This window comes from Myxococcus sp. AM009 (assembly GCF_013372605.1).
Taxonomy (GTDB): domain Bacteria; phylum Myxococcota; class Myxococcia; order Myxococcales; family Myxococcaceae; genus Myxococcus; species Myxococcus vastator.
Map to the genome: position 1 here is coordinate 44,857 of NZ_JABXEP010000001.1, position 21,819 is coordinate 66,675.

General features: G+C 70.3%; 20 protein-coding genes. 13 read left to right on the top strand and 7 right to left on the bottom strand.

The genetic code is table 11. The features are described 5' to 3' along the window. Positions 1–36: 36 nt before the first annotated feature. Positions 37–765: a tetratricopeptide repeat protein gene (locus HV824_RS00185; protein WP_176414984.1), complete on the bottom strand. Its 729-nt coding sequence runs from the start codon at positions 763–765 to the stop codon at positions 37–39. Between the two features lie 75 nt (positions 766–840). Between HV824_RS00185 and HV824_RS00190 the strand changes: the two genes are divergently transcribed. Continuing rightward, positions 841–3,246 carry an endonuclease MutS2 gene (locus HV824_RS00190; RefSeq protein WP_176415241.1) on the top strand — a complete coding sequence of 802 codons (2,406 nt, stop codon included), beginning with the start codon at positions 841–843 and terminating at the stop codon, positions 3,244–3,246. 103 nt (positions 3,247–3,349) lie between these two features. Here HV824_RS00190 and HV824_RS00195 read toward each other — a convergent pair whose 3' ends face one another. Next, positions 3,350–3,886 (bottom strand): M48 family metallopeptidase, encoded by a 537-nt coding sequence (locus tag HV824_RS00195; RefSeq protein WP_176414985.1) that lies wholly within the window; start codon positions 3,884–3,886, stop codon positions 3,350–3,352. A gap of 31 nt (positions 3,887–3,917) precedes the next feature. Here HV824_RS00195 and HV824_RS00200 point away from each other — a divergent pair, with 31 nt between their 5' ends. Next, complete coding sequence (locus HV824_RS00200; RefSeq protein WP_176414986.1) at positions 3,918–4,511, top strand: hypothetical protein; 594 nt, start codon at positions 3,918–3,920, stop codon at positions 4,509–4,511. A gap of 64 nt (positions 4,512–4,575) precedes the next feature. Here the strand turns inward: HV824_RS00200 and HV824_RS00205 are convergent, their stop codons facing one another. Both HV824_RS00205 and HV824_RS37910 read right to left on the bottom strand, forming a co-directional pair. Next, on the bottom strand, positions 4,576–5,928 hold the full coding sequence (locus tag HV824_RS00205) for a sigma-54 dependent transcriptional regulator (RefSeq protein ID WP_176422395.1): 1,353 nt from the start codon (positions 5,926–5,928) through the stop codon (positions 4,576–4,578). A 3-nt stretch (positions 5,929–5,931) separates the two neighbouring features. After that, the gene (locus tag HV824_RS37910; protein ID WP_163777087.1) at positions 5,932–7,173 is read right to left on the bottom strand and encodes an ATP-binding protein; all 1,242 of its coding nucleotides are present in this window, start codon (positions 7,171–7,173) and stop codon (positions 5,932–5,934) included. A 538-nt stretch (positions 7,174–7,711) separates the two neighbouring features. Between HV824_RS37910 and HV824_RS00215 the strand changes: the two genes are divergently transcribed. The 5 genes from HV824_RS00215 to HV824_RS00235 all read left to right on the top strand — a co-directional run bounded on the left by HV824_RS00215 (position 7,712) and on the right by HV824_RS00235 (position 13,179). Then, entirely contained in the window at positions 7,712–9,007 is a 1,296-nt protein-coding gene (locus HV824_RS00215; RefSeq protein WP_176415242.1) for a TolC family protein, read from the top strand. Then, entirely contained in the window at positions 9,004–9,750 is a 747-nt protein-coding gene (locus HV824_RS00220; protein ID WP_368670800.1) for an ABC transporter ATP-binding protein, read from the top strand. Before HV824_RS00215 ends, HV824_RS00220 begins: the two co-directional genes overlap by 4 nt. Positions 9,751–9,795: 45 nt before the next feature. Next, positions 9,796–11,244, top strand: coding sequence for an efflux RND transporter periplasmic adaptor subunit (locus tag HV824_RS37915; protein WP_176414988.1), 1,449 nt, complete (start codon positions 9,796–9,798; stop codon positions 11,242–11,244). Positions 11,245–11,271: 27 nt separating this feature from the next. Further along, a complete protein-coding gene (locus HV824_RS00230; RefSeq protein ID WP_176414989.1) occupies positions 11,272–12,477 on the top strand; it encodes an ABC transporter permease in 1,206 nt (401 codons plus the stop codon). 144 nt (positions 12,478–12,621) lie between these two features. Further along, positions 12,622–13,179, top strand: coding sequence for a type 1 glutamine amidotransferase domain-containing protein (locus tag HV824_RS00235; RefSeq protein ID WP_176422396.1), 558 nt, complete (start codon positions 12,622–12,624; stop codon positions 13,177–13,179). Between the two features lie 9 nt (positions 13,180–13,188). Here HV824_RS00235 and HV824_RS00240 read toward each other — a convergent pair whose 3' ends face one another. Continuing rightward, on the bottom strand, positions 13,189–13,743 hold the full coding sequence (locus tag HV824_RS00240) for a response regulator (protein WP_368670801.1): 555 nt from the start codon (positions 13,741–13,743) through the stop codon (positions 13,189–13,191). A gap of 19 nt (positions 13,744–13,762) precedes the next feature. Here HV824_RS00240 and HV824_RS00245 point away from each other — a divergent pair, with 19 nt between their 5' ends. Beyond that, positions 13,763–15,094 carry a sensor histidine kinase KdpD gene (locus HV824_RS00245; RefSeq protein WP_176422397.1) on the top strand — a complete coding sequence of 444 codons (1,332 nt, stop codon included), beginning with the start codon at positions 13,763–13,765 and terminating at the stop codon, positions 15,092–15,094. Here HV824_RS00245 and HV824_RS00250 read toward each other — a convergent pair. Continuing rightward, a complete protein-coding gene (locus tag HV824_RS00250) occupies positions 15,072–16,391 on the bottom strand; it encodes a DUF4105 domain-containing protein (protein WP_176414993.1) in 1,320 nt (439 codons plus the stop codon). The two genes, HV824_RS00245 and HV824_RS00250, sit on opposite strands and share 23 nt — an antisense overlap. A 159-nt stretch (positions 16,392–16,550) precedes the next feature. On the opposite strand from HV824_RS00250, the gene HV824_RS00255 reads away from it, so the two are divergent. From HV824_RS00255 to fghA, 5 genes are all read left to right on the top strand, one after another. Next, positions 16,551–17,072 (top strand): hypothetical protein, encoded by a 522-nt coding sequence (locus HV824_RS00255; RefSeq protein WP_176422398.1) that lies wholly within the window; start codon positions 16,551–16,553, stop codon positions 17,070–17,072. Between the two features lie 173 nt (positions 17,073–17,245). Beyond that, positions 17,246–18,409, top strand: a complete 1,164-nt coding sequence (locus HV824_RS00260) for a metallophosphoesterase (RefSeq protein ID WP_176422446.1) — start codon at positions 17,246–17,248, stop codon at positions 18,407–18,409. Between the two features lie 148 nt (positions 18,410–18,557). Beyond that, positions 18,558–19,343 (top strand): tetratricopeptide repeat protein, encoded by a 786-nt coding sequence (locus tag HV824_RS00265; protein WP_176414995.1) that lies wholly within the window; start codon positions 18,558–18,560, stop codon positions 19,341–19,343. A gap of 159 nt (positions 19,344–19,502) precedes the next feature. Further along, positions 19,503–20,615 (top strand): S-(hydroxymethyl)glutathione dehydrogenase/class III alcohol dehydrogenase, encoded by a 1,113-nt coding sequence (locus HV824_RS00270; protein WP_176414996.1) that lies wholly within the window; start codon positions 19,503–19,505, stop codon positions 20,613–20,615. After that, positions 20,612–21,463 (top strand): S-formylglutathione hydrolase, encoded by an 852-nt coding sequence (gene fghA / locus HV824_RS00275; RefSeq protein ID WP_163777028.1) that lies wholly within the window; start codon positions 20,612–20,614, stop codon positions 21,461–21,463. The genes HV824_RS00270 and fghA overlap by 4 nt, the downstream gene beginning before the upstream one ends. 131 nt (positions 21,464–21,594) lie before the next feature. Here the strand turns inward: fghA and HV824_RS00280 are convergent, their stop codons facing one another. Continuing rightward, positions 21,595–21,813, bottom strand: a complete 219-nt coding sequence (locus HV824_RS00280; RefSeq protein ID WP_163777026.1) for a DUF3185 family protein — start codon at positions 21,811–21,813, stop codon at positions 21,595–21,597. Positions 21,814–21,819: the final 6 nt, after the last annotated feature.

Here is a 21,819-nt window from a genome sequence, read left to right on the forward strand (position 1 = left end):
TGCAATCGCAACCGCGTACCGCATGACTGCTCGCTGTCAGCGACGAGATGGTTTGAGGTCGCGCATGCGCCGCTTCGGAGGGGCCTCCAGCGACGCGCGGACCCGCGCCGCGAGCTGAGGCCGCCCCGTGCGCGTGTAGAAGTCGGCGAGCCGCCGGAGGACCAGCGGGCTGGCTGGTTGCACGCCGCGCGCCGCCAGCAGCTCCTTCTCCGCGTCCAGCAGGCGCTCCTGCTGCTCCAGCACCTCCGCCAGTTGGAGGCGCACCTGCACCCACTCCGGCTTCAGCCGTGACAGGTAGCGCAGGTGCAGCTCCGACTTGAGCAAGTCGCCCAGGTCCAGCCAGAGCGTCCCGAGCCGGAAACGGGCCTCCTCATAGGACGCGCGCAGTTGGACGGCCCGCTCATACGCCTGGACGGCCTGCCGACGGTCATCCCGCTCTTCCCACAACAATCCCCGCAGGTACCAGGCGCGGGGATGATGGGGAGCCTGCTGAAGCGCGGCGTTCAGGTGGGACTCCGCCTGCTCCAGCGCGCCTCCCGTCTTCAACAGGAGCCGGGCCAGCTCCAACCGGGGCAGCTCCCACGCGGGTTGGGCCCGGACCAGGGCCTCCAACGCGGCCAGGGCGCCCGCGTCATTCCCATCCGCTTCCAGGGCCAGGGCCTCCGGGAGCGAAACCACCGTCCGTGACGAGGCCGGTGTCAGGGCGGAAGGCTCCGCTGCGTCGGTCGCGCCCGCCAGCAAAGCCGTCAGAATGACCCACCTCATGTGCGGCTGATAGCAGAGCCGACCCGGGCGCCTCAATAGATCCTCTTGACGGCCAAACGGCCGCGCATGAAACCCATGACCGTGCAGATATCGCAAAGAACGCTGGAAGACCTGGGCTTCGCGGATGTGCTCCGCGCGTTGGCGCACCGCTGCAGGACGGAGCCTGGCAGGGAGCGGGTGCTCGCCCGGCCCTTCCTGGACACCCCCGAGGCCGTGGCGGAGGCCCTCGCGCTCGTCACGGAGACGCGCGCGTTGTCCCAGGAGCAGTTCTCCCTCCCCCTGGGGGGCGTGACGGACCTGCGCACGCCCATGGGCCATGCGGCCAAGGGCGGCATGCTGGAGCCCCGCCAGCTCATCGACTCGGCGCAGCTCCTGTTCGCCTTCGTCCGCACCCGCGAGGCGCTGGACGAACGCAGAGCCCGCGTCCCCCGGCTGGTGGAGATTGCCCGCCGGCTGCCCTCGCTGGAGCCGCTGGCACGCCGCATCGACCAGTGTTTCGAACCGGACGGTGAGATCTCCGACCGCGCCAGCCCGGAGCTGCGCGAGGCCCGGGACCGGGCGCGCGGGCTCCACCGCCGCATCAAGTCGCGGCTCGACGAGCTGCTCCACGACGAGGCCTTCCTCCCCAAGCTGCGCGAGAACTACTACACGCTCCGCAACGGGCGTTACGTGGTGCCAGTGGTGGCCAACTACCGCTCGGAGGTGGACGGCATCGTCCACAACGCCAGCCAGACGGGCCAGACGCTCTTCATGGAGCCCCAGGCCATGGTGGGCCTGGGCAACGACCTCGCCATCGCCCAGTCGGAGGTGACCGAGGAGGAGCGCAAGGTGCTCCAGGCCCTGAGCGACCAGCTCGGCCGGGAGTCGGAGCGCATCCTGGAGGGCCTGGACGCCGTGGCGGAGCTGGACGAGGCCGAGGCCGTGGCCCTCCTCGCCGCGGACCTGGCCGCCAGCACGCCGACCTTCGAGAACGTCACCGACATGCAGTTGCGGCAGCTGCGCCACCCGCGCCTGGTGCTCAAGGGCGCCGAGGTGGTGGCCAACGACGTGACGCTCACGGGCGACGCGAAGGCCCTGGTCGTCTCCGGCCCCAACGCGGGCGGCAAGACGGTGACGCTGACAGGCGTGGGCCTCTGCGCGCTGATGCTCCGCGCCGGCCTGCCGATTCCGGTGGCGGAAGGCTCCCGGATGCCGCTGTACCGCTCCGTCCACTCCACCGTGGGTGACGCGCAGAACCTGGAGCAGGGCCTGTCCACGTTCAGCGCGCACGTGGTGATGCTGCGCGACATCATCGGCGCCGTGGGCGAGGGCTCGCTGGTCCTCATCGACGAAATCGCCGCGGACACCGACCCCCGCGAGGGCGCGGCCATCGCCATCGCCGTGCTGGAGGAGCTGATGTCCAAGGGCGTGGTGGTGCTCGTCACCACGCACCTGGAGGAGCTCAAGGCGCTGGCGCACATGGACCCGCGCTTCCTCAACGCGCGCGTGGGCTTCGACTCGAAGCGCATGGCCCCCACCTACCGGCTCCAGATTGGCGCCGCGGGCCAGTCGTCGGCCATCGAGATGGCGGCGCGCGTGGGCCTGCCCCAGAGCGTGTGCGAGCGCGCCCGGGAGCTGTCCGTCAACGCGGGCGGTCCGCTCACCAAGGCGCTGGCGGCGGCCGAGGAGGAGCGGCGCAAGCTCTACGAAGAGCTGGAGCGCGCCCGCGTGGCGGCCCAGGAGGCCGAGGCGCTCCGGGCCGACCTGGAGAAGCAGAAGCAGACCTTCGAGCGCGAGCGCCGCGCCCGGATGATGCAATTCAACGACGACGTGCACGCGGCCAGCGAGCACGCGGCGGCGGAGGTGCAGAAGCTGCTGACGAAGCTGCGCGCCGAGCAGAACGAGAAGGCCCTCTCCGAGGCCCGGCAGCAGCTCCAGCAGCGCGCGGACGAAGCGCAGAAGCGCGCCCTGGCCGCCAAGGCGGAGCTGTTCCAGGTGGAGGCCCCCGGCCCGGCCAACCTGAAGGTGGGCGCATGGGTGCACCACTCGGGGCTGAGCCGCGATGTGGAAATCCTGGAGCTGGCGGACAGCCACGCGGTGGTGTCCGCGGGTGGCGCGCTGAAGATGCGCGTGCCCACCACGGAGCTGTCAGGCGCGCGCACGCGCAAGCCGCAGCAGGCGAAGTTCCCGGAGCGTCAGAAGCAGGACGCGGCGCTCAAGCGCGCGGCCACCGCGGCCCCCGCCGAGGTGGAGGCCACGAACTTCCGCTGCGACGTGCGGGGCATGCGCGCGGACGACGCGCTGGCGGAGCTGGAGTCCTTCCTGGACCGGGGCATGCGCAGCGGCGAAGAAGCCGCGCTCGTCATCCACGGCCATGGCACGGGGGCCCTCAAGCAGGCCATCCGTGACTACCTGTCCGCGTCGCCGTACATCCGCATGTACCGGCCGGGTGAGGGCCACGAAGGCGGCGACGGGGTGACCGTGATCGCCCTTCGCGCCTGAGCGCACCCGCGATACGGACTGAAGCATCCTGGGCTGGAGGTGGCTGGAGACGGCCGCCTCCGGCCCTTCGCCTTTCAGGCCGTCACCATGGCGTTGGACACGCTCAGGACACGCGCTGGTGCTCCGCGAGCACGTCGTCCAGGGCCTGGGCCTGCAGCTTCACGTCGGGATTCGAGTCCGCCAGGGCCTTCGCGGTGTGAACGCGAGCCCGCGCGGCGTCCGTTTTCGCCAGGGCCATGGCCATGAAGAGGTGCGCCCGCGTGTCCTCGGGGTGGGCCGCCAGCACGGGCGTGAGGACCTGCACCGCCCGTGCGTCCTCCTCCCGCTCCAGCAGCGCCATGGCCAGGTCATGCGCCGGGCCCGGCTCCGAAGGCGCCCGAGCATGGGCGTGCTCCAGGAGCTCCACGGAGCGTGCGCGCTCGCCCGCCTGATCCAACACCCGAGACAATCCGTGCATCACCGCCACGTCGCCGGGGGACTTGCGCAGCGCCTCTTCCAGCAGACGGCGGGCTTCGGCCACATCCCCCGCGTCCAACCGGGCCATTCCGTCGCGATAAAGGTCCGTTCCCACTGAGCTCTCCTGGCACCACGCGGTGCGTCGGTCATTTCCACGCAACTTCAAGTCTACAAACTGCGACAAACCGAGAGGAAGCTTTCCCCCGGACCACATCATGCTCGTTCGCAACGCCCCCGTCTCGGCCCGCCGCCCGGCGAACTCCTCCTCGGAGTCGCCCGCCGCGGAAAAGCCCAACGCCGCCGCTGTCCCCGCGGCCATCCACCAGAAGGACTCGTTCAGCAACACGGCGACGGCGCTCCAGGCCACGGCGAAGGTGGGCGCGGCGCCCGCAGGCGACCACGGCAAGCTGATGATGGAGTACCTGACCGGCGCCCGCCCTCCTCCGGCGGACTTCGAGAAGGTCATCGGCTACAAGCCCTACGCCATCCAGACGCCGCACGGCCAGCGGATGCAGGACCCGCTGGGCTACGCCTCCGTCCCGCTGAAGATTGGCCCGGACAAGGAGTTCGACCCCGCGGCCAAGACGCACGACTACGGCTACGACCTGCTGCGCTACTTCGACAAGAAGGGCACACCGCTCGGCCCGGATGCGCGCAAGGCCGCCGACGCCCTCTTCCGCAAGGACATGTTCGACTACGCGAACGACCAGAAAGGCTTCCTGGACCGCGTGAAGTACCGCTCCTGGGCGCAGATCTACGCCACCGCGGTGGAGCTGAACTCGAAGCGGCAGGGCAACGGCCCTCCGTGAACCCCGCATAGGGTTGCCGGGGCACTCGCGGCGCGGAGACGCTTCTCCGCGCCGCTCGACGCGCTCAGGGCGACTCGTAGCGCCGCAGCTTGTCGTACAGCGTCCTCAAGCCAATCCCCAGCCGCTGAGCGGCGCGCTTGCGGTTCCCCGCCTCGTCCGCGATGGCCTGCTCAATGGCCCGTCGCTCCAGCTCCTCCAGCGTCAGGCTGGGGAGCCGGCCCCCCTCCGGGACGGGCGCGTCCACCACGGGCCCCGCCGCGCCCGTCGGATCCAGCCACAGGTGCCCAGGCTCCACCACCGGCCCATCCGCGAGGATGGCGGCCCGCTCGAGCGCGTTGCGCAGCTCGCGGACATTGCCGGGCCAGGTGAACGCCTCCAGCCGCGCCACGGCTTCGGGTGACAGGCGCAGCCCCGGGCGCCCCAGCTCGTCGCCGATGCGGCGCAGCAGCAGCTCCGCCAGCGGCCGAAGGTCCTCGCGCCGCTCACGCAGGGACGGCAGCCGGATGGGGAACACGGCCAGCCGGTGGTAGAGGTCCTCACGGAACTCACCGCGCGCCATCATCCCCTTGAGGTCGCGGTTGGTGGCCGCCACCCAGCGCACGTCGGCCTCCAGGGTCCGCGTGCCGCCCACGCGCTCGAAGCGGCGCTCCTGGAGGACGCGCAGCAGCTTGGCCTGGAGCTCGGCCTTCAGCTCGCCGACCTCGTCGAGGAAGAAGGTGCCGCCCTGCGCCAGCTCGATGCGGCCGCGCCGCTGGGCCACCGCGCCGGTGAACGCCCCCTTCTCGTGGCCGAAGAGCTCGCTCTCCAGGAGCGTCTCCGTCAGCGCCGCGCAGTTGACGGCCACGAAGGGCCCATCCGCGCGCTCGCTCCACTGGTGCAGGGCCCGCGCCGTCACCTCCTTGCCGGTGCCGCTCTCCCCCACCAGCAGCACCGTGGCCTGCGTGGGCGACACCTTCCGCAATGCCTCCACCACCGGGTGCATGGCGGGAGCGCCCCAGCTCAGCTCCACCGCGCCCGCGGACTGCCGCGCCTCCGTCTTCCAGTTGAGCAGCGCGCGCCGCTCCAGGGCCCGCGCCACCGTCAGGCGCAGCTCGGCGGGGCTGCCCACTGGCTTGAGCAGATAGTCGAAGGCGCCCGCCTTCATCGCCGCCACGGCGCTCTCCACCGTGCCCACGGCGGTGAGCACCACCACCTCCACGTCGGGCTGCTCCTCGCGCACCTTGCGCAGCAGCGTCAGCCCGTCCATCCCAGGCATCCGCAGGTCCGTGAGCAACAGGTCCACGCCCTGCCGCGCCATCAGCCTCGCGGCCTCTTCGCCATCGGCGGCCATCGTCACCGAGTGCCCTTCGTACTCCAGCGCCTCGGCGAGGAACGAGCGCACGCCCTCTTCGTCATCCGCCACCAGGATTCGCGCCATGGTTCAGGCTCCTCTCGCGGGCACGGTGAGGCGGAACTCCGCGCCACCGCCGGCATGGCTCCGCGCGCTCACCGTGCCGCCATGCAGCTCGACGATGCGGCGGGTGATGGCCAGCCCCAGGCCCACGCCGCGAACGCGGCCCGTGATGAAGGGCTCGAAGATGCGCTCCTCCTCCCCCGCCGCGATGCCGGGCCCATGGTCCTTCACCGTGAACACCAGGGACGTGTCCCGCCGCTCCACGGTCGCCTCCACGCGCTGGCCTTCGGGGCTGGCCTGGACGGCGTTGCGCAGCACGTTCTCCAGCGCCTGCTGCAGCCGGCCCGCGTCCAGGGGCCAGGGCGTGCGGTCCGGCAGGTAGTGCGCCTCCACGCGCGTCGCGCCGGTGCTCTCCACCGCCGCGCGGAGCACGTCATTGGGGTCCGCCTCCACGCGGCGCAGCTCACCGCTGGCCACGAAGCCCAGCAGGTCGTTCATCAACTGCTCCAGCCGGACGGCCTCCGACACCACCCGGTCCGCCTTGGGCGCCAGGACGGCGTCACGCTCCACCCGCTCGGCGAGCAGCTGCGCGTGGCCCTTGAGCGAGGCCAGGGGATTGCGCAGCTCGTGCGCCAGCACCGCGGACATGGTGCCCAGGGCCGCCAGCCGCCGGCCGCGCTCCAGCTCCTCCGACAGCGCCTCGCGCTGCGCCAACAAGCGGGAGAAGGCGAAGGCCAACACCAGGATGCCCACGCACGAGGCCACCGCCACGCCCAGCAGACGCCGCGAGCGCGACTCCAGCTCCAGGGCGGTGAGCGGCGCGAACTCGTAGACCATGCGCAGGTGCTTGCGCGGCTCCTGCGACGCCCCCTGCTCCGACAAGGCCCGCACCTCCTGCTGCGTCAGGGGGCCGTACGCGGGCCGAGGACGCCGGATGCGGTGGACCAGGCGCGCGCGCGCCCCTTCGACCACCAGCGGCGCGCCCTCCTGGAACAGGAGCCGCCCCAGCTTGCCCTCCCCGGCCGACGCCAGCACCCGGTCGTCCTCCATGACGGCCACGTAGCGCAGGCCGCCCTCCATGTGGGACGCCAGGAAGGCGTTCAGCGCGGACAGGTCCGGCAGTCCCTCCGCGTCGCGGAAGGCCTCGAAGCCGGCCACCATGATGACGTTGGCCATGCCCCGAGCCACCAAGGCGGACGACTCCATGGCCGTGTTCCGGATGAACAGCGCCGCGGACATCAGCACCGCGCACATGAGCACCGCCGCCACCCAGGGCGCTCGAGGCCCAAGCGGACGCCACCAGCGAGCGCCGCTCATCGCCGTCCTCCGCCGCGGGGACTCCAACTCCATCGCACACCTCCACAGGCTGCGAACTCTGCATGCGGAGTGCGGAATCCGCACCCTCTTCTGTCGGCGCCGCGCGCCTCGGGAGCCGTCGGTCGTCCGAGCATGAGCGGGGGCATGGGGCGTTCTCCTGGGGGTGGAGGGCGGCCACGTGGCCGCTGGCAGGGCGGAGGAGCAGGCGCGGAACCTCGGCGCGTCCACCTGTCGCCTTCGCCCTGTGCAAGCACGGGGCCCAGGCCCGCTGTACAGGCGCGCGCGCGTGGGCCCCAGGGAGCCCCCGAGGCGTGCATGCGAGAATGGCCGCCACCGCATGCGGAATCCGCACTCGCGCTGCGGTTCCCGCAGTCCCGGCGCCACTTTCCTTCCACATTTCCAGGGGTTGGACCATGGCAAGGCACATGCAGTGGTCCGGCTTGCGATGAAAAACGCACAGACACCGTGGTGGAAGCGGCAACCCTACCGGATGACGGCCCTGGCCCTGGGCTTCCTCGGGCTGGTGACGGCGCCCGGCGTGGGTCTGGCCCAGGCGACAACGACGATGACGACGGTCTCCCTGGAGGAGGCCATCGCCCGGGCGCTGAAGACGAGCCCCCAGGTGGCGCAAGCCGCCGGCGCCGTCACGACGACAGGGGCCGCCGAGCGCAGCGCGTTTGGTGCCTACCTGCCCAACCTGTCCGCGAACGCGAACGGCTCGCTGGCCAGCAGCCAGCGCCTGGACCCCAACACGGGCGTGGTGTTCAACGCGCCCAGCGACACGTACAGCGCCGGCTTGTCGGCCTCATGGAACGTCTTCACCGGTGGCCAGCGCGGCGCCACCAGCAAGCAGGCCCAGGCGCGCTCCAGCGCCGCCCGGGCTGGACTGATTGCGCAGCGCGCGTCCGCGGTGCTCGACGTGGAGCGCTCCTACTATGAAGTCCTCCGCGCCGGGGGCCTGGAAGAGGTCGCCGTGTCCCGCATCGAGCGCGCGAAGCAGAACGCGGAGGCCGCGGATCGTCGACTGGCGGTGGGCTCGGCGACGCGCTCCGACGTGCTGCGAGCGAAGTACGACCTCACCTCCGCGCAGGAGGCGCTGCTCTCCGCGCAGACCCAGCACGCCGCGGCAGCCCTGTCGCTGGGCCGGCTCATCGGCGAGGACGGTCCGGTGGACGCCCAGCCGCTGGAGCTCCAGGACGTGTCCACCTTCGCGCTCACCGACGAGGCGCTGACGGACGAAATCACCGCCCAGGCGCCGTCCATCCAGGCCGCGGAGGCGGACCTGCGGGCGGCCGAAGCCAGCGTGAAGGTGGCCCGGTCGTCCTACCTGCCCACGGTGCGGCTGTCCGGCGGGTATGACTGGTTCAATGACGAGCCCGCCTTCAACGGCGGCCGCACGAGCTGGTCGGTCCGGATGGGCCTGTCCTACCCCATCTTCGATGGCTTCGTTCGCGAGGAGCGCGTGGTGAATGCGCGGACGCAGGCGTCGGTGGCCCAGGCCACGCTGTCGGATACCCGGCGCGTGCTGCGCTCGAGCGTGGGCACGTCCCTGAACCAGCTCAAGCTGGCGTCGAACCGCATCGCCCTGGCCACCGAGTCCGTCGCGGTGGCCCAGGAGGACCTGAAGGTGCAGCAGGAGCGCTACAAGCTGGGCGCGACCACCATCATCGAGCTGCTGACGTCCCAGGAGAACCTGGTGACGGCGGAGATCAACCTGGTGGCCTCACGCTTCGACTATCGGATTGCGCGCGCGGAGCTGGAAGCGCTCGCGGGGAGGCCGCTGTGAGCACGTCCACTGATACCCAGCAGCAGGCGGGCGCGGGCCCGGCGCGGGACATCTCCGACGTCGTCATCCGCGTGGAGGGCCTGCGCAAGGACTACACGATGGGCTCCGAGGTGGTGCGCGCGCTGCGCGGCGTGGACCTCACCATCCGCCGCAACGAATACGTGGCCGTCATGGGTCCGTCCGGCTCCGGCAAGTCCACCTTCATGAACCTCATCGGCTGCCTGGACGTCCCCAGCGACGGCCAGTACTGGCTCAACGGCCAGCCGGTGGCGGGCATGTCGGAGAACGCGCTGGCCCGCATCCGCAACCGCGAGCTGGGCTTCGTGTTCCAGAGCTTCAACCTGCTGCCCCGCGCCTCCGCGCTGGACAACGTGGCCCTGCCGCTCATCTACGCGCGCATGCCCAGGAAGGAGCGGCGCGAGCGCGCGGCGGCGATGCTGGACAAGGTGGGCCTGGGCGCGCGGATGGACCACCGGCCCAACGAGCTGTCCGGCGGTCAGCGTCAGCGCGTGGCCATTGCCCGCGCGCTGGTGACGCAGCCCGCCCTGCTGCTGGCGGACGAGCCCACGGGCGCGCTGGACAGCCGCACGGGCGAGGAGATCATGGCCCTCTTCGGCGAGCTGCACGGCCAGGGGCAGACGCTGATGATCGTCACCCACGAGGCGGACATCGCGGCGCATGCGCGGCGGGTGCTGTTCCTGAAGGACGGCGTCATCGAGCGGGACGAGCGGAATCGGGACTGAATTTTCGCCACGCTCGCTGCGTGGGACAGGGAACGGGAGGTCGTCGTGAGCAAGACGAAGAAGTGGATCATCTCAGGCAGCGCGGCGCTTCTCCTCGGCGCGGGGGTGTATGTCACCCAGCGCGGCGAGGAGCCCCAGACGAACCAGCGCTCGGCGGCGGTGGCCGTGGTGGAGCGCAGGGACATGGAAGTGGTGGCCGAGTCCGCGGGCCTGGTGGAGCCGCTGCGCGTCGTGGAGGTGAAGTCCCAGGCCTCCGGTGAAGTGCTGAAGGTCCACTACGACACGGGCGACACCGTGGCCAAGGGCACGCTGCTGGCGGAGATCGAGCCGCGCGACGTGCAGAACGCGCTGGCGCAGGCCCAGGCCGACCTGGAGTCCGCGCGGGTGCGGCTGAACACGACGGAGGCCCAGCGCCAGCGCATGGAGACGCTGCGCAAGGACGGCTACGTCACGCAGCAGGAATACGAGACGGCCGTGGACGCGTCCGCGACGGCGCGGGCCACCAAGGTGCGGGCGGAGACGAACCTCCAGCTGGCGCGTGAGCGCAGCCGGGACGTCACCATCATCGCGCGCAGCCCCGGCACCATCCTGGAGCGGACCATCCAGCCGGGCGTCATCATCGCCTCCGCCACCAACAACGTGTCCGGTGGCACCGCGCTGTTCAAGATGGCGGACCTGTCGGTGATGCAGGTGCGCGCCAAGGTGGATGAGACGGACGTCGGGCAGATCAAGCCCGGCCAGAGGGCGCGCGTCACCATGGAGGCCTACCCGGGCCGCACCTTCATCGGCGAGGTGGTGAAGATTGAGCCGCAGGCCCTGGTGGAGCAGAACGTCACCCTCTTCCCGGTGCTGGTGCGGATGGACAACCCGGACGGCCTGCTGCGGCCGGGCATGAACGCGGAGGTGGCCATTGAAATCTCCCGCCGGCGCAACGCCCTCACCGTGCCCAACAGCGCGGTGGTGGGCGTGCGGGATGCCCGGACCGCGGCCGCCGCGGTGGGTGTCTCCGAAGAAGCGCTGCGCGCGGTGATGCGGCCGCCGGGAGCTCCGAGCACCCCGGGCGCGCCGTCCGGAGCGACGACGGTGTCGGCCGTGGGAGAGGCCGGCGTGGGCGCCACCGCCGCGGTGGGAAGCGGCACCGGGCCGGGCGCGGTGCCCGCCAGGGGCCAGGGTGGCATGGGGGAAGGCCAGGGCGGCGGAGGCCAGGGCCGCGCGGGCCGCCGGGCTCGCGAGGAGGTCCAGGGCGCGACGGACACGCGGCAGGGCGTCGTCTTCGTGCAGGGCCCCACCGGCCCGCAGCCCCGGCGCGTCACCCTGGGGCTGAGCGACTGGGAGAGCACGGAGGTGGTGAGTGGCCTGGACGAGGGCGAGGAGGTGGTGCTCATCACGGTGGCGAAGCTCCAGCAGCAGCAGCAGCAGAGCACCGAGCGGATGCGCCAGAGGACGAGCGGCGTGATTCCCGGCGCGGGTGGTGGCCCGCGCGGACGGCCCTAACCCCCACGCCAACGAGGAGGACACGTCATGGGTGAAATCATCCGGGTCGCATTCGATGCGGTCCTCGCCAACAAGCTGCGGTCGCTGCTGACCATGCTGGGCATCGTCATCGGCATCGCGGCCGTCATCACCATGGTCGCGCTGGGCGAAGGAGCGCAGCGCTCGGTGGCCCAGCGGCTCCAGGGGCTGGGCACCAACGTCCTCACGGTGCGCCCGGGTCAGGCCTTCACGGGCGGCATGATTCGCGCCCAGGCGTCGATGACCATCGACGACGCGGAGGCCCTTCGGGAGAACGCGCGCCACATCCAGGCCGTGGCGCCGGAGATCGAGTCGCGCTTCCAGGTGGAGCACGGCGCGAAGAACGCGAACCTGTCCGTCGTGGGCACCTGGCCGGACTACTTCCGCGTCAACCAGGGGGAGATGACGACTGGCCGGCTCTTCACGGACGCGGAGGACAAGGGCCGCCGCCGGGTGGTGGTGCTGGGCGCGCTGGCGGGCGCGCAGCTGGGCCTGACGGACACCGCGTCCCTGGTGGGCGAGTCCATCCGCATCCGGGGCATTCCCTTCGAGGTCATTGGCGTGCTGGCCGAAAAAGGCGCGCAGGGCTTCAACAACCCGGATGAGAGCCTCTACATCCCGCTGTCGACCGCGCAGTTCCGTGTCATGGGCAGCGACCGCATCCGCTCCATCGCCGTGCAGGCCGTGAGCGAGACGTCCATGGACGACGCGATGGCGGAGATAGACCAGAAGCTCCGGCGGGAGCACCGGCTGCGCCCGGAGCAGCCCGCGGACTTCAACATCCGCGACCAGGCCTCGCTGCTCAACACCATGCAGGAGACGACGCAGACGTTCTCCCTGCTGCTGGCCGGCATCGCCGCCATCTCCCTGCTGGTGGGAGGCATTGGCATCATGAACATCATGCTGGTGTCGGTGACGGAGCGGACGCGCGAGATCGGTCTACGCAAGGCGCTGGGCGCCACCGGCATGGACATCATGCTCCAGTTCCTCGTGGAGTCGCTGGTGCTGTGCCTGGCCGGAGGGACGCTGGGCCTCATGCTGGGCATTGGCGGCGCGGCGATGCTCCAGCGCATGGCGGGCTGGACGGTGGTGGTGGCGCCCGAGGCCATCATCGTGGCCATCGCCTTCTCCGCGACAGTGGGCGTGTTCTTCGGCATCTGGCCGGCGCGGCGCGCGGCGAGCCTCGCGCCCATCGAGTCGCTCCGCTACGAGTAGCCGGGGACGTGGCGGTTTCGGGCGCCTGTCCGTCTGCCGAGGAGGCGGCGGGCACGGCGCCCGGTCCCGCTTCAAGCCCTCCCCTTCCGGGCCAGGACTGCACAGGGTGCACATGGTTGCGGGCCTGACTCAAGGAGGGACGACATGGCGGATGGCAAGCGAATCGCGTGCATCGTGGGCAGTGGCTTCGAGGACTCCGAGCTGCGAGTTCCCTACGACAAGCTGCGCCAGGAGGGCCACGAGGTGGTCCTCATCGGGAAGAAGGCCGGCGAGGAAGTCGCGGGCAAGCAAGGCAGGGAGAAGTTCCGCGTGGAGCAGGGCATCGACGACGTCCAGGTGCAGGACTTCGACATGCTGCTCATCCCCGGCGGGCACTCGCCCGACAACCTCCGGGCCGACGAGCGCTTCGTCCAGTTCGTGAAGGCGTTCGACGACCGCGGCAAGCTCATCGCGGCGGTGTGCCACGGGCCCCAGCTCTTCATCTCCGCGGACATCCTGGATGGACGGACGCTCACCGCGTGGACGACGATTCAGCATGACCTGCGCCGCATCCCCAACGTCCAGGTGAAGGACGAGGCGGTGGTGCGGGACGCCAATTGGATCACCAGCCGCAAGCCGGACGACCTCGAGGACTTCAGCCGCGCCATCATCGAGGACCTGAAGGCCGCAGCCACCCGAGGTGAGCGCGAAGCCCGCACCTGACCTGGCGTCCTACTTCCGGCCGCTGAGAATGTGCTGGAGGAGCTGACGTGAGATTCGGAGCAGCTTCGCGGCCCCGCGTACGCTCCCGTCGGACTTCGCCAGGGCCTCGTCCACCAATGTGTCGCGGACGAGGCTCTCGAAGCCGTGCAGCGGCACCCGTCCCGCGCTCGCCCGGAGCGCGGTGACCAGGTCGGGGGGACGCGCCAACGTCTCCAGCCAGACGGCCTCCAGTCGCGCGAGGTCCAACGGCTTGGGAAGGAAGGCACGCACGCCCGCCTGCGCCAGTTGGAAGGCCTGCTCCGCCGTCGCCGTCCCGCTGATGGCGATGACGTGCGGCAGCGGCTCCAACCCACACAGCGGCGCCAGCAGCTCGATGCTCTCCCCATCCGGAAGGCTGACATCCAGGATGACGGCGTCGGGCGCGTCATGCTGGAGTACCTGACGTGCCGCGGCGAGCGAAGCCGCATGGGTGCACCGCTCGACGCGAGCGCGCAGCGCCTCCTCGATCGCACGCGCCAGACGCGAGGCGTCCTCGACGACCAGGAGATGTCGGACCCGCCCCACCCATGGCAACCTACCATGAATGTCTTTGAGTCCTCGACCGCCGGCGCTGGAGCAGATGGCGCAGCGGGTCCTGTCCGACGCTTCGAACGTGGGCGAAGCGCTGGTCAGCGGGGTCCGGATGGTCTTCTGTGCCCTCATCCTGGCGCGCTTCCTGGCGCTGGGTGGAGCCCACGCCGAGGGCGGCGCCGCGGCGGCCTGGCTCCAGCTTCCCCTGCTGCTGGGCAGCATCGCGGTGTCGGCGCTGGCGCTGTGGGCGGCCCGGCGGCGGATGTTTGGCGCGAAGCTGCTCGTGGCCTCCACGGTGCTGGACGCCGTCTTCGCCCATGCGTCCCTCCTCTCCACGGTGCTCTGGCATGGCCCTCACTACACCGGGCTGCTGCGAATGCCGGACCCCGCGGCGGCCATCGCGGTGGCCTTCATCACCGCGCTGCGGCTGTCGCCCGCGGCCGCGTGGATTGGGACGACGGCCAACCTCCTGTTGATGGGGGGCCTGACGGCGCTCGACCTCCACGTCAATGCCGGGAAGGCCACCTATGGGGCGAAGGAGCTGCTGCTCCTGTTCATCTTCATCGGCAGCGCGGGCATCGTCGCCTCGGTGATTTGTGGCATCGCACGGCGGCTGGTCCTCGATGCCGGGACCGCGAGCGCCCACATCGAGCGTGCGCGCACGAACCTGCGCGCGCTGCTGCGCGAACACCATGACGTGCGCACGTTGCTGTCCGCGGCGAGGCTGCGCGCCGACCTCCTCCTCCGCGAGCCCATGGGCGCCAGCGCGCCCGGCCATGCGAGCGCCCTGGTCCAGGACCTGGGTGAGCTGACCCGCTTCATCGAGAGCGTGAAGACCCGGACGCTGGGCGAGCTGACCGTGATTGAAGACGCGACGGCGGTGAACGTGAGCGCCACGCTGCGCCGCGCCATGGAGGTCGTCCAGACGAGGTTCTCCCGGGTCCGGTTCGAACTGGAAGGAACAGCGGGCCTGGGGCGTGCCGCCAACGACGTCTGCGTCCGCGTTGTCGGCGGAGAGCGCGGGCTCACGCACGTGGTCACCAACCTGTTCGTGAACGCCTGTGAAGGCGATGGCCGGCAAGGCGCGCGCACGGTGCGAATCAGCGTGGCGCCAAACCCGGCGCTGCACCGCGTCCTGCTCAGCGTGAGCGATGACGGGCCGGGCTTCCAGCCAGGGCTGCTGGAGGGGGAGCGCCCCCGAGGCGGCACGACCAAGCCAGAGGGGTCTGGGCTGGGCATGCTCCTGGTGAGCGGGCTCGTCGAGGCAAGCGGCGGCACCTTGCGCGCCTGCAACCCGCCCGAGGGAGGCGCACGGGTCGAAGTCACGCTGCCGTCCAGCGGGTAGCTCCGCGGGCCCCTTCCCGCTCTCCCGCGGCGGGCCCCACCTCGCAGCCAGGCGCAACGGACGGCCGGCGCAACCGCCAGACGTGAGCGAGCCCCAGTCCCAGGTTCGCCACCAGCCACAAGGCCATGGGCCCGCGGTTGTCCTGGTCGAATGAGGGCAAGAGCTTGAGCACCACCGCGAGCAGCGAGCCCGCCACGAGCAGCCAGACGCATCCGCGTGCCCAGCGCTCCGCGCGCCCGCTGCCGGACATCATGAGGATGCCCAGCGGAAGCAACCCGAAGGCAAGCGGATTGGCCAGCAACAGGTTCTCGTTGCGCTGCATGACGTCGAGCCTGGAGAACAGCATCAAACCACCCAGCGCCACGCCCGCCGCGCCGAGCGTGAGCCCGAACACGGCGTGATAGAGGCCGAAGAGCACCTGGAACACCCGGTGCGTGCCGCGCCCGCGCAGGACCGCGAGGATGACGGCCAGGGCCGCGCCGCCAACGCCAGGTCCCCAGGCGGCGGCCCCCTCCCAGCCGGCGCCGACAGGGGTGGCCCCGTCAATGGACGGGGACGCCCCCCCCTCGCGCTTCACCAACGGGATGCGCCTGCCGGAGCCATCCACATAGGACACCCCCATGAGCAACCTGGCGAGCTCCCGAGGAAGGAAGGCCGCCTCCCATTGGGTCGCGGGCGCGTCCACGGCGTCGTTCAGCCATGACATCAGGAGCAGCTCCGTAACCGGCTGCGTCTGGACGTATCGCCGGAGGAGCGCTCGCTGGGTGGCGCGCGCCGGCTCCGTGAGCGCATCCCGGAGCGCGCCACCCAATGCTTCATCAAGGACATCCCGCACACGCGTCGCACAGTTGTCCCTGAGTGGGTGATAGGCATATTCACGCGAGGCGGGCTGGACATCACGCTCCAGCCGCGCCAGGAGCCGCTGACGCTGCGCCACCGTGAGCGACAGGTCTTGCACGTCAATGGACCGCGCCAGCGCGCGATACAGCAGGAAGGTCCGCTCCACGGACAGGCGCGCCGCCCAGAACGTCGGCTGGCCCAGGAGGAAGCGGACCGGCCCCCCATTCGCGATGGACGTCGTGCCATAGCTGTAGAGGAGACCTGTCTTCAGGCGCGTGTCCTCGACCCACAGCGCGCTGTGGCCGAAGCGCTGGTGCAGGTCCGCGCCGGGGCCAATGGTCACCAGCCGGATGCGCAGGGACTCTGGATGCCCGCCAAAGCCCTCGGGTGGGAGCGCGGCGAACGCCGCCGCGCGGAACAGGGCCACGACCAGGATGAGCACCGCGTGTCTCGCCATCCCAGCGCAATGCCCCACGGCCGCGGGGTCCGGGCAGTGCAAAAACTTTGGCAGTGTTCACGCGAAGCCCGTCAAGGCAGGGTCCCTATCGGCTCGCGGGCCTCGTGCACCGAGTCAATGACACACACCCATCTCCGAATTGGCATGGAGAAGTCCCACATGAACACGACCCACACGCCGAACATGTACTCCAAGCGCTTCGCGGCGGCCTTCACGGCAACCCTGGCCGTCGCCCTGCTCGTCATGACACCTGGCAAGGCCCACGCCGTGGATGGTGACCGGCAGGTGACGCACCTTCGTGTCCGCATCGTCACCGGAAGCGACGACCTGCGCCAGGCGAGCAACGCCTTCGCCGAGTTCAGCTACACGGCGCTCAATGGCAACCACGTCTCCATCAGCCAGAACCTGAACAACGGCGTCAGCTGGCCCAACGGGTCGACGCGCACCGTGGAAGTCGAGCTCCCCGCGCTCGTCCTCTACAGCAACATGCGCGAGTTCGCGATCCGGTTTCAGTCCGGACAGTCAAACCCCTTTGATACCGGTGACAACTGGAACCTGAACGACATCCGGGTCACCGCCATCCTGGACGACGGGACGGAGACCCTCATCGTGCAGGACTCGGGCAACCCCTACTACCGCTTCAAGAGTGACGTGAACACCCGGCGAGCCTGGGTGCTCTGAGGTCGCCGTGGGGACGGCTCGGTCGCGCCGAGCGGTCCCCCGCTCGAAGGCCTCCACATCCTGGTCGTCCGCTCCTCCACCCAGGCGCCCCGCCTGCCGTGGGCCGAGCCGTGGTACCGTGTGGCTTCTCCCGCGCTCCTTCATCCCTACCGGTGCGACTCTTCTCCTTTTCGATGCTCATCGGGCTCGGCGCGGTGCTGGGCCATCTGTACCTGTACTGTCGGCTGGTCCGGCCGCTGCTGCCTGGCCGCCTGCCTCGGCGGCTGGCGCTGGCCGTGCTCGTCGTGATGACGGGCGTGATGGGGAACCGGCGCACCGTGCTGGACCTGCTTCCGGAGAGCGCCCAAGGGCTGCTCACCATGGCTGTGTACACGTGGATGGGCGTGGCGCTCTGCCTCGTCACCGCCCTGCTCCTGACGGACGTGGGCCAGGGACTCGCGGCCTTGACAAAGCGGCTGCGGCCTCACGCCTCGCCCGCGCCTGACACGCCCGTGCCCAGCACCACCGTGGACGAAGACCGGCGGCGCTTCCTGGGGCAGGCCGTGGCGGGAAGCGCCTTCGTCGCGGGCGGCGGATTGGCCACCTTTGGCGGCTGGCGTGCCTTCTCACCGCCGCTCGTCACCGAGCTGGCCGTGAAGATTCCCAAGCTGCCCAGGGCGCTGGACGGGCTCACCATCGTGCAGCTCACCGACATCCACGTGGGCCACTTCATCCAGCGCCGCTACATGGACGCCCTGGTCCAGCAGGCCAATTCGCTGCGCCCGGACCTGTTCGCCATCACCGGAGACCTGGTGGACGGTGGCGTGGCTTCGCTCGGCGGCCACGTCGCCGCGCTGAAGTCCCGCTACGGCAGCTTCTTCGTCACCGGCAACCACGACTACTCCTCCGGCGACGAGGAGTGGTCCGCGTTCCTGGAGTCACTCGGCATCGAGGTGCTGCGCAACCGGCACGTCCCCATCGGTGACAAGGGCGCCTCCTTCGACCTGGTGGGCGTGGACGACTGGAGCGGCGGCCGGCGGCGCAACAAGAAGGGCTACGACCTGGACCAGGCGCTCGCGGGGCGGAGTCCCGACCGCGCCGCGGTGCTGCTGGCGCACCAGCCGGCGAACTTCAAGGTGGCGGCTGAACGCGGCGTGGACCTGCAGCTTTCGGGGCACACCCACGGTGGACAGCTCATGCCCATGACCATGCTGATTGGTCTGGCGTGGGAGCACTCCGCGGGGCTGTACGCGCACGGTGACTCGAACATCTACGTCAGCCGAGGCTGCGGCTTCTGGGGACCGCCCATGCGCGTCGGCAGCCCGCCGGAGCTGGTGAAGCTCGTGCTGACGGCATGACGCACTGGGACATCCGGTGCGCGGCCTGCCTGCTCACCAGGGAGCAGGCCAGCGGGCGAAGGGCCCCGGCGGCTCGACTTCGGGTATGCTCCCCGCAAAATCAGGACCCGTGAGGGTGGGTCCTCCAAAAATCTTGAGAGGCACACATATGAAGCGCCTGGGAAAAGTCGGTCTGCTGGTCGGAGCGCTCGCGCTGGGTGGTGCCGTCGTCGGGTGTAAGGCCGAGGACGACACCGCGAAGAAGCACCGCATCGCCGGCAGCAACCACCTGAGCAAGAAGGAGTTCAAGGAAGCCGCCGCGGCCTACGCGCTGTCGCTCCAGGCGGACCCCAAGCAGGAGAAGGTCTGGGAGAAGAAGGCCTTCGCCCACATGCAGCTGGGACAGATGAACGAGGCCTCCGAGGCCGTCCTGAAGATGGGCGAGTTCAAGACGACGCCCGCGGAGAAGGCGGAGATCTACCGGACGCTGGCCAGCATGCACATGACCGGCGGCACCACCGAGGAGGCCGAGAAGTACTTCAACGAGGCCCTCAAGCTGGAGCCGAAGGACGAGGCGTCGCTCGGGTGGATCGCGGAGATCTACGCGCAGCGCGGCGGCGCCCGCTCCATGGGTGCGCCCATCATCAAGGAGTCCCTGGAGAAGTCGCTCAGCTATTACGACCAGGTCCTCGCCCTCAACCCCAACTCCGCCAACACCTATCTCAACAAGCGTGTGGTGATGGGCCGGCTGATGGAGTTCGAGCGGCAGCAGAAGGAGATGGCGCTCTCCGAGGTGACTGAGAACGCGAAGAACAAGGAAGTCGTCGCCGAAGCGACCGCCCGCGCCGAGGAGCACCAGAAGCGCATGGACGAGTACCAGGCGCAGTTCGCGGAGATGACGAAGAAGTTCGGTGAGGCACAGAAGGCCGCGAAGGCGGCGGCGCCCGCGCCGTAACCCTCCGCGACCTTCTGGACAGTCCACAGGGGCCTGGGACCGCGAGCCGGTTCCGGGCCCTTCGTGTTTCAGCCTATGGCGGCCCGCTGACTTTTTGGCCCGCGGTCCAGGGCTCGCTGACCTAACCTGCGCCGCCTCAACGATTCGAGGAGAAGAACCATGGACGTCCGCGCAGCGGTAGCGCTCGAGGCAGGCAAGCCCTTGAGCATTGAAACGGTGCAGCTCGAAGGCCCCAAGGCGGGCGAAGTGCTCGTCGAGCTGAAGGCCACCGGCCTCTGCCACACGGACGACTTCACGATGTCCGGGCAGGATCCGGAGGGGCTGTTCCCCGCCATCATGGGCCACGAGGGCGCCGGCATCATCGTGGACGTGGGGCCGGGCGTCACGTCGGTGAAGAAGGGCGACCACGTCATCCCGCTCTACACGCCCGAGTGCCGCCAGTGTAAGTCGTGCCTCTCCCAGAAGACGAACCTGTGCACGGCCATCCGCGCCACACAGGGCAAGGGCCTGATGCCGGACGGCACCAGCCGCTTCAGCCTGCACGGCAAGCCGGTGCACCACTACATGGGCACGTCCACCTTCGCGCAGTTCACGGTGCTGCCGGAGATCGCCGTCGCGAAGATTCGCGAGGACGCCCCCTTCGACAAGGTCTGCTACATCGGCTGCGGCGTGACGACGGGCATTGGCGCCGTCGTGTACACGGCGAAGGTGGAGGCCGGCGCCAAGGTGGTGGTGTTCGGTCTGGGTGGCATCGGCCTGAACGTGGTGCAGGCGGCCCGCATGGTGGGCGCCGACATGATTGTCGGCGTGGACATCAACAACGGCCGCAAGGCGATGGCGGAGAAGTTCGGCCTCACGCACTTCGTCAACCCGAAGGAGATTGGCGAGGACCTGGTGCCGTACCTCGTCAACCTCACGGGCGGCGGCGCGGACTACAGCTTCGAGTGCATTGGCAACGTGAACACCATGCGCCAGGCGCTGGAGTGCTGCCACCGCGGCTGGGGTGAGAGCATCATCATCGGCGTGGCCGGCGCGGGGCAGGAGATCCGCACCCGTCCGTTCCAGCTCGTCACCGGGCGCGTGTGGAAGGGCAGCGCCTTCGGCGGCGCGCGTGGCCGCACGGACGTGCCGCAGATCGTCGACTGGTACATGAACGGGAAGATCAACGTCGACGACCTCATCACCCACACGCTGAAGCTCGAGGACATCAACAAGGGCTTCGACCTGATGCACCGCGGAGAGTCCATCCGCAGCGTGGTGAAGTACTCATGACGGCGGCCCCCACCCTGCTGAGCGAGCACCGCTCCCATGGGGGCACCGTCGGCTTCTACCGGCATGCCTCCGAGGCGTGCGGCGGCGACATGCGCTTCGGCATCTTCGCTCCGCCCCAGGCGCGGGAGCGGAAGGTGCCGGTGCTCTACTACCTCGCCGGCCTCACGTGCACCGAGGAGACCTTCCTCATCAAGGGCGGCGCCCAGCGCGTGGCCGCGGAGCTGGGGCTGATGCTGGTGGCACCGGACACCAGTCCGCGTGGCGCGGGCTATGCGGGCGAGGAGGCGTCGTGGGACTTCGGCGTGGGTGCGGGCTTCTATCTGGATGCCACGCAGCAGCCGTGGTCGGCGCGCTACCGCATGGGGACGTACATCACCCGGGAGCTGCCGGCGCTCATCGCCGCGCACTTCCCCGCCCAGGCGGACCGTGAGGGCATCTTCGGTCACTCCATGGGCGGCCACGGCGCGTTGGTGACGGCGCTGCGCAACCCGGGGCGCTACCGCTCCGTGTCCGCGTTCGCGCCCATCGCCGCGCCCATGCGCGTGCCCTGGGGCCAGAAGGCCTTCACCGGCTACCTGGGCGACAACCAGGAGGCGTGGCGGGACTACGACGCCACGGAGCTGCTGCGGTCCAGCAAGGTCCGCCTGCCGCCGCTGCTGGTGGACCAGGGAACGACGGACAAGTTCCTCGCGGAACAGCTCCGGCCGGAGCTGCTGCGCGAGGCCTGCGACGCGGTGGGCCAGCCCCTCACGCTGCGCATCCAGGAAGGATACGACCATGGCTACTACTTCGTCTCCACCTTCATGGAGGACCACCTCCGGCATCACGCCGCGCTGCTGAACGCGTAGGCGAAACGCCAGTCCTTCACGTGAGCCCCGTGCGCGCGGTGACGGCGCATGTCCACTGTCGCCACGGGGCCCACGCCGTCGCCGAGGAGGACCGCGCTGGCGGCTCGACGCTTCGCCGCGCGACGCCCGGCTCAGCGCCGCCGTCTGCCTCCGCCCGCGAGCACCATCAGGATTCCGCCCACCAACGCCGCGCCGCCACCCGCCAGATACAGCGTGGTGCGGTCGGTGTTCCGGCCGGTGAACAACTCCGTGGCCCGCTCCGCGAGCGAGTCCCGGGCCTTGAGCCCAGACCAGAGCAAAACGGCGCCCGCGATGGCGAGCATGACACCCAGCAACCGGACGACGCTCACGTTGCC